The sequence below is a fragment of the Brachybacterium sp. genome, assembly GCF_036379615.1.
In the GTDB taxonomy this organism is placed as follows: domain Bacteria; phylum Actinomycetota; class Actinomycetes; order Actinomycetales; family Dermabacteraceae; genus Brachybacterium.
In genome coordinates, this window is record NZ_DASVGJ010000061.1 from 108,915 (window position 1) to 122,416 (window position 13,502).

Annotated in this window: 11 protein-coding genes and 1 pseudogene; 9 read left to right on the forward strand and 3 right to left on the reverse strand. The window is 72.4% G+C overall.

What is annotated here, in order from left to right:
• The 4 genes from VF289_RS12815 (at position 1) to VF289_RS12830 (ending at position 4,524) form a co-directional block, all read left to right on the forward strand.
• A complete protein-coding gene (locus VF289_RS12815; RefSeq protein ID WP_330884280.1) occupies positions 1–1,044 on the forward strand; it encodes an ABC transporter permease in 1,044 nt (347 codons plus the stop codon).
• Positions 1,041–2,732: an ABC transporter ATP-binding protein gene (locus VF289_RS12820; RefSeq protein ID WP_330884281.1), complete on the forward strand. Its 1,692-nt coding sequence runs from the start codon at positions 1,041–1,043 to the stop codon at positions 2,730–2,732. Before VF289_RS12815 ends, VF289_RS12820 begins: the two co-directional genes overlap by 4 nt.
• An 86-nt stretch (positions 2,733–2,818) precedes the next feature.
• Positions 2,819–3,190: a YciI family protein gene (locus VF289_RS12825; RefSeq protein ID WP_330884282.1), complete on the forward strand. Its 372-nt coding sequence runs from the start codon at positions 2,819–2,821 to the stop codon at positions 3,188–3,190.
• The gene (locus VF289_RS12830) at positions 3,187–4,524 is read left to right on the forward strand and encodes an RNA polymerase sigma factor (RefSeq protein ID WP_330884283.1); all 1,338 of its coding nucleotides are present in this window, start codon (positions 3,187–3,189) and stop codon (positions 4,522–4,524) included. Before VF289_RS12825 ends, VF289_RS12830 begins: the two co-directional genes overlap by 4 nt.
• 3 nt (positions 4,525–4,527) lie before the next feature.
• Here the strand turns inward: VF289_RS12830 and VF289_RS12835 are convergent, their stop codons facing one another.
• The 3 genes from VF289_RS12835 to recQ are packed head-to-tail and all read right to left on the reverse strand — an operon-like array spanning position 4,528 to position 8,290.
• Positions 4,528–5,196 carry a (deoxy)nucleoside triphosphate pyrophosphohydrolase gene (locus VF289_RS12835; protein ID WP_330884284.1) on the reverse strand — a complete coding sequence of 223 codons (669 nt, stop codon included), beginning with the start codon at positions 5,194–5,196 and terminating at the stop codon, positions 4,528–4,530.
• Between the two features lie 17 nt (positions 5,197–5,213).
• Positions 5,214–6,338, reverse strand: coding sequence for a hypothetical protein (locus tag VF289_RS12840; RefSeq protein ID WP_330884285.1), 1,125 nt, complete (start codon positions 6,336–6,338; stop codon positions 5,214–5,216).
• A gap of 56 nt (positions 6,339–6,394) precedes the next feature.
• On the reverse strand, positions 6,395–8,290 hold the full coding sequence (gene recQ / locus VF289_RS12845) for a DNA helicase RecQ (protein ID WP_330884286.1): 1,896 nt from the start codon (positions 8,288–8,290) through the stop codon (positions 6,395–6,397).
• Positions 8,291–8,515: 225 nt separating this feature from the next.
• On the opposite strand from recQ, the pseudogene VF289_RS12850 reads away from it, so the two are divergent.
• From VF289_RS12850 to nadC, 5 genes and pseudogenes are all read left to right on the forward strand, one after another.
• A pseudogene (locus VF289_RS12850) lies at positions 8,516–8,725 on the forward strand (TIGR00366 family protein); the annotation flags it as partial.
• Positions 8,726–8,941: 216 nt separating this feature from the next.
• Complete coding sequence (locus VF289_RS12855) at positions 8,942–9,628, forward strand: NUDIX hydrolase (RefSeq protein ID WP_330884287.1); 687 nt, start codon at positions 8,942–8,944, stop codon at positions 9,626–9,628.
• Positions 9,629–9,652: 24 nt separating this feature from the next.
• Positions 9,653–10,978 (forward strand): quinolinate synthase NadA, encoded by a 1,326-nt coding sequence (gene nadA, locus VF289_RS12860; protein ID WP_330884288.1) that lies wholly within the window; start codon positions 9,653–9,655, stop codon positions 10,976–10,978.
• A gap of 2 nt (positions 10,979–10,980) precedes the next feature.
• Entirely contained in the window at positions 10,981–12,630 is a 1,650-nt protein-coding gene (locus tag VF289_RS12865) for an L-aspartate oxidase (protein ID WP_330884289.1), read from the forward strand.
• Positions 12,624–13,496, forward strand: coding sequence for a carboxylating nicotinate-nucleotide diphosphorylase (gene nadC / locus VF289_RS12870; protein WP_330884290.1), 873 nt, complete (start codon positions 12,624–12,626; stop codon positions 13,494–13,496). Before VF289_RS12865 ends, nadC begins: the two co-directional genes overlap by 7 nt.
• The last annotated feature ends 6 nt before the right edge of the window (positions 13,497–13,502 follow it).

The following is a 13,502-nucleotide window of genomic DNA, read 5'->3' on the forward strand; positions in this document are numbered from 1 at the left end:
ATGACGCTCTCGAACCCCGAACCGGTCGGCGAGGGCGATCCGGGCGCGACCGACCTGGCCGCCGAGGCGAGCCAGGTCTCCGCCCGGCGCCACGCCCCCTGGTACCTGCGCCTGCCGATCCTCAGCCACCTGCGCAGCAGCGTCGGCCTGCAGCGCGGGATGCTCCTGACGGGCCTCGTCCTGGTGGGCGTGCTGCTGCTGACCGCACTGCTGGCCCCGCTGCTGGCACCCTACGGATTCGCCGACACCTCGGCGGACGGCACCCGTTTCGGCACCCAGCAGCCCCCGTCCCTCGCGCATCCGCTCGGCACCACGGTGACCGGTTTCGATGTGCTCTCCCGGGTGATCTTCGGGACCCGCACCGCCGTCGCGGTGATGGTGTGCGCCGTGGTCGCCTCGCTGTTCCTCGGGGTGGCGCTGGGCCTGCTGTCCGGGTACGTGGGCGGCTGGCTGGACCGTGTGCTGGTGATGGTGGCCGACGCGGTCTACGCCTTCCCCTCCCTGCTGCTGGCGATCGTGATGTCGATCGTGATCTCCGGTGGGCAGTCGGGCGCCTGGGGCGGCATCCTCGCCGCGGCGCTGTCGATCACGGTGGTGTTCATCCCGCAGTACTTCCGCGTGATCCGCGCCGAGGTGGTGCGGCTGAAGGCCGAGCCCTTCGTGGAGGCCGCGAAGGTGGTGGGCACCGGTCACCGCCGCATCATGGGCACCCACCTGCTGCGCAACGCCACCCGCACCCTGCCGCTGATCTTCACGCTCAACGCCTCGGAGTCGATCCTCACCCTCGCCGCGCTCGGCTTCCTGGGCTTCGGCATCGAGCCCACCAGCGCCTCCGAGTGGGGTTACGACCTCAACCGGGCGATGGCCGATGCGACCAGCGGGATCTGGTGGACCGGCATGTTCCCGGGCCTCGCGATCGCGCTCGCCGTGCTCGGCGTGACCCTGGTGGGCGAATCCATCAACGATCTCAACGACCCGCGCCTGCGCACCCGCCGCTCGCGCCGCGGCCGGCGCCGGAACCGGCAGCAGGAGGTGGCGGCATGACCGACACGCAGAGCACATCGCGCTTGACCATCCGGGACCTCGACGTCCACTTCGCGACCGACGGCGGGGACGTGCACGCCGTGGACGGGGTGAGACTCGAGGTCGCTCCCGGGGAGATCGTGGCCGTCGTCGGCGAGTCCGGCTCGGGAAAATCCGTCACGGCCCGGTCCGTGCTGGGCCTGCTGCCCGAGACGGCGGAGGCCTCCGGCGCGGTGCTCGTCTCCGGCACCGACCTGGTGGGGCTCAGCGGCGCCCAGCTGCGCGCCCTGCGGGGCCGGGACGTCTCGATGATCTTCCAGGAGCCCTCCAGCGCCATGAACCCGGTCTTCCCGATCTGGTGGCAGCTCGGGGAGGGCCTGCGCGCCCATCGGCCGAAGATCTCCAAGAAGGAGATCCGCGCCGACGCCGTCACGGCCCTGGAGTCGGTGGGGATCCCCGACGCCGCCCACGCCATCGACCGCTACCCCCACGAATTCTCCGGCGGTCAGAAGCAGCGCATCATGATCGCGATGGCGCTCGCGCTCGGTGCCGAGCTGATCGTCGCCGACGAGCCGACCACGGCACTGGACGTCACCGTGCAGGCCGAGATCCTGGGCCTGCTGCGCGAGATCCGGGAGACCCACGGCACCTCGATCATCGTGATCACCCACAACATGGGAGTGGTCGCGGATCTCGCCGACTCGGTCGCGGTGATGTACCACGGCCGGATCATCGAGCGGGCCGAGGTGCGGGAGCTGTTCGCGAGCCCCCGGGAGGAGTACACCCAGAAGCTGCTCGCCGCGGTCCCGCACCTGGGAAGGAACTCCGCGTGGACGGCGCTGAGCCGCGAGCAGCAGCAGGAGATCGACGCCGCAGCCCCCGTGGTGGTCGCGGAGGACCTGGTCATCGAGTACCCGGGCCGGTGGGGCAAACCTGCGTTCCGCGCGGTCAAGGGTGTGGACTTCCAGATCCGCGCCGGGGAGGTGTACGGACTGGTGGGGGAGTCGGGCTCCGGCAAGACCACCATCGGCCGGGCCATCGCGGGCCTCGAGCGCACCACCGGAGGCAGCCTCTCGGTGCTGGGGCACGAGATGAACGGGATGCGGGAGAGGACCTTCACGCCCCTGCGCCGCCGGATCGGCTTCGTGTTCCAGGACCCGGCGACCTCGTTCAATCCGCACCTGACCATCGAGCAGTGCATCGCCGAGCCGCTCATCGTGCACGAGCAGCAGCTGAGCCCCGCCGAGCGGGGCGAGCGGGTGCGGAACCTGCTCGAAGCGGTCGAGCTGCCCGGCGACTACGCCCGGAGATATCCCCACGAGCTCTCCGGCGGGCAGCGTCAGCGCATCTCCCTGGCCCGGGCCCTGGTGCTCGAGCCCGAGCTGCTGATCGCCGACGAACCCACCAGCGCCCTGGACGTCTCGGTGCAGGCGACGGTGCTCGAGCTGTTCCGCGAGCTGCAGGCGCGTCTGGGGTTCGCCGCCCTGTTCATCAGCCATGACCTGGCGGTCGTGGACTCCCTCGCCCACCGCATCGGAGTGCTCTTCCGCGGCGAGCTGGTCGAGGACGGTCACGGCCCGGACGTGCTCCAGCGCCCCGCCCACGAGTACACCCGCAAGCTCATCGCCTCCCTGCCGGTGCCGGATCCGATCGAGCAGGAGAAGCGGCGCGCCGCCTTCCAGGCGGAGTGGGGCGGCGCGGCGGACTGATCCTGTCGAGCCTGTCGATTCGGGCGCTCCCGCGCGACAGCAGGGTGAGGACGACGAGATGCGTCGCCCTCGAGAGGAGGAGTCAGATGGCTCGTTACACGGTGTTCCTGTACAGCCCCGCCCAGCGGACCGAGGCGGACCCCGCGGTGCTCGAGGCCGAGATGGCCGCGCACGATGCCCACGGCAGCGAGCTGGTCGAGGAGGGGGTGATGGTCTTCGGCAGCCCGCTGGCGGACCATGACGCCACCACCTCGATCCGTGCGGACAGCCTCGTGGACGGTCCTTTTGTGGAGATCGACGAGGTGATCGTCGGCTTCTACGTCATCGAGGTGCCGGATCTCGACGCGGCGATCGCGGTGGCGCGGCGCAACCCGATCCTCCAGCAGGGCGGTGGGGTCGAGGTGCGGCCGATGTCTGCGGGAGGCGACCCCGGCACTCACGAGGCCTCGCCCGCGTGAGCGCCCCGGACGCTTCCGAGGAGGCGCTCGCGGCCGTCGACGCGGCGCACCGTGCCCACTGGGGTACGGTGCTCGCGGCGACGGTCGCGCTCACACGGGACCTGGATCTCGCCGAGGACTCCGTCCAGGAAGCCTTCGCCCAGGCTCTCCAGACCTGGCCGCGCACCGGGATCCCCGACAGCCCGGGGGGCTGGCTCGCGACCGCCGCGCGGCGCCGCGCCCTGGACGCCGTGCGCCGTCGGGCGAGCCTGCAGCGCAAGCTCCCGCTGCTCGTGTGGGACGTGCCGAGCGGCCAGGACCCTCCGGATCCGCGGATCGAGGACGAGGCGGTGCCGGTGGTGCTCGACGAACGCCTGCGGCTGATCTTCCTCGCCGCCCACCCGGCGCTGTCCCCGACCTCGCGCGTCGCCCTCACCCTGCGCCTGGTCGCCGGTGTCCCCACGGCGAGCATCGCCGCCGCCTTCCTGGTCGGCGAGACGACGATGGCGGCCCGGCTGACCCGCGCGAAGAAGCGCATCGCGCTCAGCCGCATCCCCTGCCGCGTTCCCGTCGGCGCGGAGCTCGAGGAGCGACTGGTGGACGTGCTCGACGTGCTCTCCGTGCTGCTGGCCACCGGGGACGGGAGCGAAGGGACGGCGGGGGAGGAGGCCGCCGCCGGGCGCGCGGCCGTGCTCGAGGCGGCGGTGCGCACCCTCGAGGTGCTGAGGGAGCTGCTTCCGGGTCGCACCGAGCCTCAGGGGCTGCTCGCCCAGGCCCTGCTGCTGCGTTCCCGCGCCATGACCCGCACCGACGCGCAGGGGCGTCCGGTCGCGCTCGCGGCGCAGGACCGCGGGCGCTGGGACCGGGAGCTGATCGAGCGCGCCGACGGTCTCGTGCTGGACGGACTCGGTCGCGGAGGGCGGGGGCCGTATCTGCTGCAGGGCGCCATCGCCGCGGCGGTCGCCGTCCCGCGACGGCACGAGGAGGTGGACTGGCAGGAGGTGGTGGAGCTCTACGATGCCCTGCTGGTCCATTGGCCGACCGCCATCGTGCGCCTGGGGCGGGCGGTCGCCGTCTCCGAGAGCTCGGGGGTCGCGGCGGCGCTCGCGGACCTCGCCACGCTCGCCGAGGAGCTCGCGGAGCACCGCCCGTTCCATGTCATCCGTGGAGAGCTGCTGCACCGGCTCGGTGAGCATGAGCAGGCGGCCGCGGCCCATCGGACCGCTCTCGACTGCCGGGGCGACGAGGGGGAGGCGGCCCTGCTGCGCGAACGGCTCGCCGCGGACGACGGGACCGACCTGGCCGACGGCACGCAGCCGGGCGAGCCCGCCGCGTTCCCCGACGCAGTGCGCTGAGGCTCAGTCCCCGCGGAAGCGAGGCCGGGCCCCGGCGAGGATCGCCTCCACGATCGGCACGTCGGGGCCGGCCCACTCCCGGGCCGCCAGCTCCGCGCGCTCCACCCATTCCAGGAGGTCGTGGTCGGTGCTGCCGGTGGGCGCGGCACCCCGCAGCCGCGCCCAATAACAGTCCAGGTGGAGGTCGCGAACTCCCGCCTCGGCCATGCCGCGGCCGATCAGCCAGCCGATCTCCACCTCGACGCCCAGCTCCTCGCGCAGCTCACGCGCCAGGGCCTCCTGCGGGGATTCCCCGGGTTCGATCTTGCCGCCCGGGAACTCCCAGAGCCCGGCCGCGCTCCTGCCCGGTGCGCGCCGCGCGGCGAGGATCTGCTGACCGCGCACGATCACCGCTCCCACCACGCGCAGGGGCGCGGGGTCGCCGGGGTGCTCCTGCACTGTCCGGGAGTCGTCCCAGGGCTCGGGCTCCTCGGCGACGCCGACGTCCCCCGGCTGCCAGCCGTGCCCGCACTCCTCGCACTCCCGCTCCGGGCCCGGGCCCACGCACCCCTCCCAGAGCACCCACGGCGGGGAGGACTCGTGCGCCTCGAGCACCGGCATGCCGATCACGTGGTGGAGCACCTGGTCGCCGCCGCAGCGGGGGCAGGTGCCGCGCACCCCGTCGAAGGTCATGGGCCGGGGGTCTCCGCTCAGCTCCAGGTGACCGGCATCTTCGGATCGGCCATGTCGACGTGGGGGATGCTCATGCCGCCCCCGAGCCACATCTCGCAGAGGCCCCGCTGTCCGTCCTTGGTGCATTCCACGGTGGTCTCCACGCTGCCGACGCCGCTGCCCTCGACATAGGTGGGCTCGTCGTAGGAGGGCGTGCCCTCCATGGTGTCGATCGTGCGCTGGGTGTCCTCGGAGATCGAGCGCTTCACGGTGCCCTCGACCATGGTCCAGCCGTCGGTGCTGGTCGTCGGCACCTCCGACATGCCGCATCCGGCCTGGAAGGTGTTCTCCTCGAGGCAGGCGTCCACAGACTGCTGGACGGCGTCGCGGAAGGCCGTGTGGCCGTCCTCGGTGAGCTGGGGCTCGGGCAGCTCATCGGGGGAATGCTGCTCACCGACGAGCACCGGATCGCTCGAGGACGGGGCGAAGTGCTCCACCTCGTAGGCGACCTCGTAGCCACCGGGCAGGAGGAGGAGTCGCTGGCCGTCGGTGACCTCCGCCCCGTTGAGGGTCATGCCGAGCGCCTCCGCTCCGTCCGGCACGGTCAGGTTCGCGGACGTGCCGGTGAGCTCGAGGACTCCGTCGTCGTCATAATCGTGCACCGAGTAGGTGTCCGAGACGCTCTCGCCGCCGACGGTGAAGGTCACCGGGACGTCCGCGTCGATCAGGCCACCGGTGTCGATGACCGGGGTGCCCACCTCGACATCGGCCACGGGTGCCAGCTCGAGCGCCGCGGTGTAGGTCTCGAGGGGAAGCGCTTCGGTGTCGGTCTCCTCGATCAGCGGCATCAGATCGAGAGCCTCCGCGGCGTCCCCGGCGGAGAGCGCCTCGAAGTACTCGGTGACCAGGGCCGTGGACTGCTCCTCGGGGGTGAGGTCAGCGACGTCCGATCCCTCGTCTCCACCGCCTGAGGCGCCCGGGCCGCCCGCTCCTCGCAGGGCGAAGACGATGATCAGAGCGATGACCACCAGGATCACCAGCAGGCATCCGCCACCGCCGAGGACGCCCGCGAGGAGGAGGTTCTTGCGCGCCGCGGGTTTCGACACCGGCTGCGCCGGCGGCGGCGTGAACGGTCCCTGGGACATCGGTGACGGTGCTGACATGGTGCTTCCCCCGAAGTCTCTGCTGGTCAGATGCCTGCAGGATACCGGGGAAGACCTCAGTCGACGTGCGCCGACGGTAACGCTTCGAGCACGGCCTCGCCGTACTCGGCGAGCTTCTTCGCCCCGACGCCGCTGACCGCGCCGAGCTGGGCGACCGACTCCGGGCGGGACTCGACGATCCCCACCAGCGTGGCGTCGGAGAAGACCATGTAGGGCGGGATCTGCTTCTCCTTCGCGACGGAGGTGCGCCAGGCGCGCAGTGCCTCGAAGCGCTCCCGCTGCGCAGGCTCGAGGCTCTCGGCTGCGCGGGCGGCGCCGGCGGTGCGTCGGCCGCCTCCGCGCGCCGAGCGCTGCGGGGTGCGGTCCACCGCGAGCTCGACGGTGACCTCGCTGCGCAGCACGGGCCCGGCCTGGGGGCCGGGGATCAGCACGCCGTACTCTCCCTCGGCCTCGACGATGCCGCGGGCCAGCAGCTGCCGGATCGCGGTGCGCCATTCCTTCTCGCCGAGCTCCTCGCCGATGCCCCAGACGCTCAGCTCGTGGTGGCGGGACTGGGTGGAGCGCTCGTTCTCCCGGCCCCGCAGCACCTCGATGACCTGCCCGGAGCCGAACTTCTGGCCCCGTTCGCGATCCAGCCGGATCAGTGCCGAGAGCAGCTTCTGCGCGGCGACGGTCGCGTCCCAGGTCTGCGGCGGGGACAGGCAGGTGTCGCAGTTCCCGCAGGCCTCGTACCCGACCTCCTGGCCGAAGTAGCTCAGCAGCTGCACGCGACGGCAGGTGACCGTCTCGCACAGGGCGAGCATGGCGTCCAGGTGCGAGCGGGCGTTGCGCTTGAACAGCTCGGAGCTCTCACCGGTATCGATGAACTTGCGCTGGCTGACCACGTCGCCCAGCCCGTACGCCATCCAGGCCGTCGACGGCTGCCCGTCGCGGCCCGCGCGGCCGGTCTCCTGGTAGTAGCCCTCGATCGACTTGGGCAGGTCCAGATGCGCCACGAAGCGGACGTCGGGCTTGTCGATGCCCATCCCGAAGGCGATCGTCGCGACGATGATCAGTCCGTCAGCGCGCAGGAACCTCTCCTGGTGGTCCTGACGCACCGCCGCGTCGAGCCCGGCGTGATAGGGCAGGGCGGGGATGCCGCGGGCGACCAGCGCCTCCGCGGTCTGCTCGACGCTCCTGCGCGAGAGGCAGTAGACGATCCCGGACTCGCCCTCGTGCTCGGTGGTGATCAGCCGCAGCAGCTGATCGCGCGGGGTGGACTTCGGCTCGATCCGGTACTGGATGTTGGGACGGTCGAAGCTGGCCACGAAGTGCTTCGCGTCCTGCATCGCGAGCCTGTCGGTGAGCTCACGGTGGGTGGCCTCGGTGGCGGTCGCTGTCAGCGCGATGCGCGGCACCTCGGGGAAGGCCTCGGCGAGCACCGAGAGGCCGAGGTAGTCGGGCCGGAAGTCGTGCCCCCACTGGGAGACGCAGTGCGCCTCGTCGATCGCGAACAGGGCCAGCGTCGCACGGCGCAGCAGGTCCTGGGTGCGGGGGAGGACCAGGCGCTCCGGCGCCATGTACAGCAGGTCCAGCTCCCCGGCCAGCAGCTGCTGCTCGACGGCCTGCGCTTCGTGGAACTCCAGGGTGGAGTTCAGGTACGCGGCGCGGATGCCGACCGCCTCGAGTGCTGCGACCTGGTCGCTCATCAGCGCGATCAGCGGGGAGACGACGATCCCGGTGCCCTCGCGCAGCAGTGAGGGGATCTGATAGCACAGCGACTTGCCGCCGCCTGTGGGCATCAGCACCACCGCGTCCCCGCCGCTCGCGACCTGCTCGATGATCGCTGCCTGGTCCCCGCGGAAGGCGTCGTAGCCGAAGACGGTCGAGAGGATCTCCAGCGCCGTCCGCTCCCGAGCGTCCTCGCCGTCCCGGAGCTGGGCGAGCGGTGCGGCGGCAGGGGAGGAGCTCATGGGAGCCACTGTAGGCGGGCGGAGGGACGCTCCGCGAGCGCGAGAGAGGGATGTGGACGAGGGGTGGGGGAGGGGCGTCGGCCCCCGACCTCCCCATGCCCACGATGCCGTCTTGCCCGTGCGAGATGACCACCTGCGACCCGCCACCCACGAGGATGCCGAGGGCGCCGCGGTGGGTCTCGCGGTGCATGACTCCAGGACCCAGGAGCTCGCGCGCCATGCGCCGCCGGTGCCGAGCTGGGTGCGGATCCCGCGCTCACCCTCATGGCCGTCGCCTATGGCGACCAGTGGACGAACATGATCCAGCCCTTCTGGGCCATCCCGCTGCTGGCGATCGCCGGGCTGACGATGCGCGCCGTCCTCGGTGACACCACGATCGTGATGATCGCCTCCGGACCGGTGTTCACCGGGACGCTGCTGCTCGTCTCGCTGTGAGCGACGGAGCGGCAGTGGAGGTGGAGGCGATCGTGGACCTCAGCGGTCGTGTCTTCAGCCATCCCCTCGTTGTCCGCGCGGAGAGGGCCGAGTTAAAGTCACCGACCCGGTGACGCCGATCACACCTCGTCGCGGAAGTCCCCGCTTCTGGTCACCAGGAAACTAACCTCCTCGTCACCAGTAAAGGTGCCGATGACTTTAACAGGAGGTGTCGCGATGGATGCTCCGCTGTCCCTGGCGGTCTCCACCGTCATCTTCGCGCTGCGCCCCCATCCCAGAACCCGCCTGCCGGTGCTCTGGGTGCCCCTGGTGCGCCGTATCCGGCAGCCCCACCAGGGACGCTGGGCGCTGCCCGGTGGCCCCCTCGGCGCGCAGGAGGGTCTTGCGGCAGCCGCCGCGAGGACGCTGCGGGACACCACCCGGCTCAGCCCTCGCTACCTCGAGCAGCTCTACGCCTTCGGCGGCATGGACCGGGCACCGACCACGGCCGAGCGCACCGTCTCGGTCGTGTACTGGGCGCTGGTGCGCCCCGAGGAGGCCGACGCCGGCGCAGTCGGGGTGAACGTGCAGTGGTCCGTCGCCGATGAGCTGCCCGAGCTCGCCTTCGACCACTCGCTGATCGTCGAGTACGCCCTGTGGCGGCTGCGCAACAAGGTCGAGTACTCCCGCATCGCCGCCGCGTTCCTCGGGGAGAGCTTCACCCTCGCCGAGCTGCGCGGGGTCCATGAAGCGGTGCTCCAGCGGCGGCTGGACCCCGCGAACTTCCGCCGACAGATCGAGGCCTCCGGGCGACTCGTGGCCACCGACGAGTTCCGCACCGGTGGCCGCCACCGGCCCGCCCGCCTGTACCGCCACGACCGCTCGATCCACCTCACCGACAACGGCCCGCTCACCGAGAGCTGACCTGCCCGACCCCAGGAGATCCTGATGACCACCGCCTCCGTCGATCTGACCCTCCGCGAGCTGAACACGCGCGGCGCCACAGATGCCAGCTGCTCCACCTCCTTGCTGGACGCTCCGTGGGATGTGGACGCCTCCGGACCGGGCTACGGCCCCGGCGCCTCGATGGCGGATGCGATCCCCGCCGCCTCCCCGGCCCAGGGCGAGATCCCGAAGGAGTACCGCGAGGCGAGCGCCGAGGAGCTGGACCGCCGGATCCTCGCCGCGAAGGCGGAGCTGGGGGATCGTGTGGTGGTGCTCGGGCACTTCTACCAGCGCGACGAGGTGGTGCGGTACGCCGACTACGTGGGCGACTCCTTCCAGCTCGCCACGGCCGCGAAGGCCCGCACCGAGGCGGAGGCGATCATCTTCTGCGGCGTGCACTTCATGGCCGAGACCGCGGATCTGCTCTCCACCCCCGAGCAGTCCGTGATCCTGCCGAACCTCGCCGCCGGCTGCTCGATGGCCGACATGGCCGACATCGACCAGGTCGAGGAGGCGTGGGAGCAGCTGATGGAGGTCTACGGCGGCGAGATCGAGGACGCAGAGGGCCTGCTGCCGATCATCCCGGTCACCTACATGAACTCCTCGGCCGCGCTCAAGGGCTTCGTGGGCCGCCACGGCGGCATCGTGTGCACCTCCTCCAACGCGACCACCGTGCTCGACTGGGCCTTCGCCCGGGGCCGACGGGTGCTGTTCTTCCCCGACCAGCACCTCGGACGCAACACCGCCCGGGCGATGGGCATCCCGCTGGAGCAGATGCCGATGTGGAATCCGCGCCGACCGCTCGGCGGCAACGACGCCCAGGACCTGCACGAGGCGAAGGTGGTGCTGTGGCACGGCTTCTGCTCCGTGCACAAGCGCTTCACCACCGCGCAGATCGACGCCGCCCGCGCCGAGCACCCCGGCGTGCGGGTGATCGTGCACCCCGAGTGCCCCATGCCCGTGGTCGACGCGGCCGACGAGTCCGGCTCCACCGACTACATCCGTCGGGCGATCGAGGACGCGGAGCAGCCCACGACCTTCGCGATCGGCACCGAGATCAACCTGGTCCAGCGCCTCGCGGCGCAGCACCCGCAGCACACGATCTTCTGCCTGGATCCGGTGGTGTGCCCCTGCTCGACCATGTACCGCATCCACCCGGGCTATCTGGCCTGGGTGCTCGAGTCGCTGCTGGCCGGCGAGGTCGTCAACCGCATCACCGTCGGCCCGGACGTCGCCGAGCCCGCCCGCCTCGCGCTGGAGCGGATGCTCGCCGCCAAGCCGGCCCCGGCCCACGCTCCGACCCCGGCTCCCTCCACCCCAGGGCGCTGAGCATGCTCGAGCGGGAAGGGGGCCCGGCCGGGACGCGAGTGCTGGTGATCGGGTCCGGCATCGCGGGGCTCACGGCGGCGCTGCGCGCCTCCCTCACCGCCGAGGTGCTGCTGGTCACCAAGGGCACGCTGGAGGACGGCGCCACCGCCGGTGCCCAGGGAGGGATCGCCGGCGCCGTGGGGCCCGGTGATGCCCCCGCTCTGCACGCCCGGGACACACGGGAGGCCGGAGCCGGGCTCTGCGAGGAGGACGCGGTGCGGGTGCTGTGCGAGGAGGGCCCTGCGGCGATCGAGGCGCTGGTCGCGCACGGCGTCGCCTTCGACCGCGAGCAGGGCGACGCCGGGCCCGGCCTCTCCCCGTACGCGCTGGGGCTCGAGGGTGCCCACGGCCGTGCGCGCATCCTCCACGCCGGCGGGGACGCGACCGGCCGCGAGATCCAACGGGCCCTGGCGCGGGCGGTGCGGCACGCCGCCGGCTCGACCGACGGGCCAGGGAGCCTCGAAGTGCGCGAGCACACGGCGCTGGTGGATCTGGTGGTCCTCTCCGGGCGGGTGCTCGGCGCCGAGCTGCTCGCGGCCGACGGACAGCGCACCGTGCTCCCTGCCGCGGCGACCGTGCTCGCCACCGGCGGTGCCGGTCAGCTCTTCGCCCACACCACGAACCCTGCCGTCGTCACCGGGGACGGGATCGCTGCCGCCTGGCGGGCGGGCGCCGAGCTCGCGGATCTGGAGTTCTTCCAGTTCCACCCCACCGCCCTCGCCGGTCCGGAGAGCTTCCTGATCTCGGAGGCGGTGCGCGGAGAGGGGGCGGTGCTGCGCGATGAGCAGGGCCGGCGCTTCCTGCCCGCCGTCGATCCGCGTGCCGAGCTCGCCCCGCGGGACGTCGTCGCCCGCGCCATCGCGGAGGTGATGCGGACGCAGGGCGGCCGACCCGTGCTGCTGGATGCCACCGCGATCGGGACGGCACGGCTGCGGGAGCGCTTCCCGACCATCGATGCGGCGCTGCGCAGGCATGGGATCGACTGGTCCCGCACCCCCGTGCCCGTCACCCCTGCCGCCCATTACTGGATGGGAGGGATACGCACCGACCTGCATGGCGCGACCTCCCTGCCCGGGCTGCTCGCGGCCGGGGAGTGCGCCCGCACCGGAGTGCACGGAGCGAACCGGCTGGCCTCCAACTCCCTGCTCGAGGGCACCGTGTTCGGAGCTCGCGCGGGAGCAGCCGCCGCCGCGGCAGCCGCCGCCGGCGCCGCAGGTGCCGCCTCAGGTGCCGAGGCCATCGCCATCGCAGCTGCCGGGGACGCGATGGCCCGGAGCGACCACGGCACGGGCCCCGTGCCGCCTGATCGCCCCGTCCGCGCCGTCCCGCCCGGAGGCACCCCGGTCACCCGCAGCGCCCTGCAGCAGCTGATGTGGTCTCACGCCGGGCTCCTGCGCACCGGGGCCGCGCTCGAGGAGGCCGCCGGAACCCTCGCCACCTGGCGGGCCCCGGATCCCGCGTCCGCCGACCCGTTCACCGCGCTCGAGGACCGCAACCTCCTCGACCTCGCCCGACTGCTCGTCGACCGTGCCCGAGCACGCACCCGCTCCGTCGGCGCCCATCACCGACTCGACATCCCCGCCGTCCCAGTCCTGGAGGACCACGCATGCTGACCACCGCCCCCACGCTCCCGACCGCCCGGATCGAGGCCGTGGTCTCCGCAGCGCTCGCCGAGGACGCCCCCTGGGGTGACCTCACCGGCGAGGTGTTCCTGCCCGCCGACGCCGCGGCGAGCGCCCAGCTCACCGCCCGCGAGCCGGGCGTGCTCGCCGGCATCGACGTCGTCGCCGCCGCCTTCCGGCTCACCGACCCCACCGTGACGGTCCTCCCGCAGGTGGCCGACGGCGACCGCTTCGAGGCGGGGCAGGTGCTGGCCGTCGTCAGCGGACCCGCGCGAGCCGTGGTCCAGGCCGAGCGCGTGGCCCTGAACCTCGTGCAGCGGATGAGCGGGATCGCGACGCTCACCCGGCGCTTCGTCGACGCGGTGGAGGGCACCGGAGCCTCGATCACCGACACCCGCAAGACGACCCCGGGGCTGCGCGCCCTGGAGCGTCACGCCGTGCGCTGCGGTGGCGGGGTCAATCACCGCTTCTCCCTCTCCGACGCGGTGATGGCCAAGGACAACCACCTCGCCGTGCTCCAGCAGCAGGGCCTGGACCTCACCTCGGCGATCCGGCAGGCGCGCGCCCGCCTCGGCCACACCACCACCCTCGAGGTGGAGGTGGACCGCCTGGAGCAGATCGAGCCCGTGCTCGCCGGCGGCGTCGACGTGATCATGCTCGACAACTTCTCCCTGGCGCACCTCGTCAGCGGGGTGCAGCGCGTCGCCGGCCGCGCGACCGTCGAGGCGAGCGGCACGGTCACCCTCGAGACCGTCGCGGACATCGCCCGCACCGGCGTGGACGTCATCTCCTCCGGCGCCCTCACGCACAGCGCCCGGCACCTGGATCTCGGCCTCGACATGTCCGTCACTGCCTGAGGACCC

Excerpts from the sequence above, each read along its gene's own strand:
- VF289_RS12815 (WP_330884280.1), top strand. The coding sequence starts at position 1 with ATGACGCTCTCGAACCCCGAACCGGTCGGCGAGGGCGATCCGGGCGCG.
- VF289_RS12820 (WP_330884281.1), top strand. The coding sequence starts at position 1,041 with ATGACCGACACGCAGAGCACATCGCGCTTGACCATCCGGGACCTCGAC.
- VF289_RS12825 (WP_330884282.1), top strand. The coding sequence starts at position 2,819 with ATGGCTCGTTACACGGTGTTCCTGTACAGCCCCGCCCAGCGGACCGAG.
- VF289_RS12835 (WP_330884284.1), bottom strand. The coding sequence starts at position 5,196 with ATGACCTTCGACGGGGTGCGCGGCACCTGCCCCCGCTGCGGCGGCGAC.
- VF289_RS12840 (WP_330884285.1), bottom strand. The coding sequence starts at position 6,338 with ATGTCAGCACCGTCACCGATGTCCCAGGGACCGTTCACGCCGCCGCCG.
- recQ (WP_330884286.1), bottom strand. The coding sequence starts at position 8,290 with ATGAGCTCCTCCCCTGCCGCCGCACCGCTCGCCCAGCTCCGGGACGGC.
- VF289_RS12855 (WP_330884287.1), top strand. The coding sequence starts at position 8,942 with ATGGATGCTCCGCTGTCCCTGGCGGTCTCCACCGTCATCTTCGCGCTG.
- nadA (WP_330884288.1), top strand. The coding sequence starts at position 9,653 with ATGACCACCGCCTCCGTCGATCTGACCCTCCGCGAGCTGAACACGCGC.
- VF289_RS12865 (WP_330884289.1), top strand. The coding sequence starts at position 10,981 with ATGCTCGAGCGGGAAGGGGGCCCGGCCGGGACGCGAGTGCTGGTGATC.
- nadC (WP_330884290.1), top strand. The coding sequence starts at position 12,624 with ATGCTGACCACCGCCCCCACGCTCCCGACCGCCCGGATCGAGGCCGTG.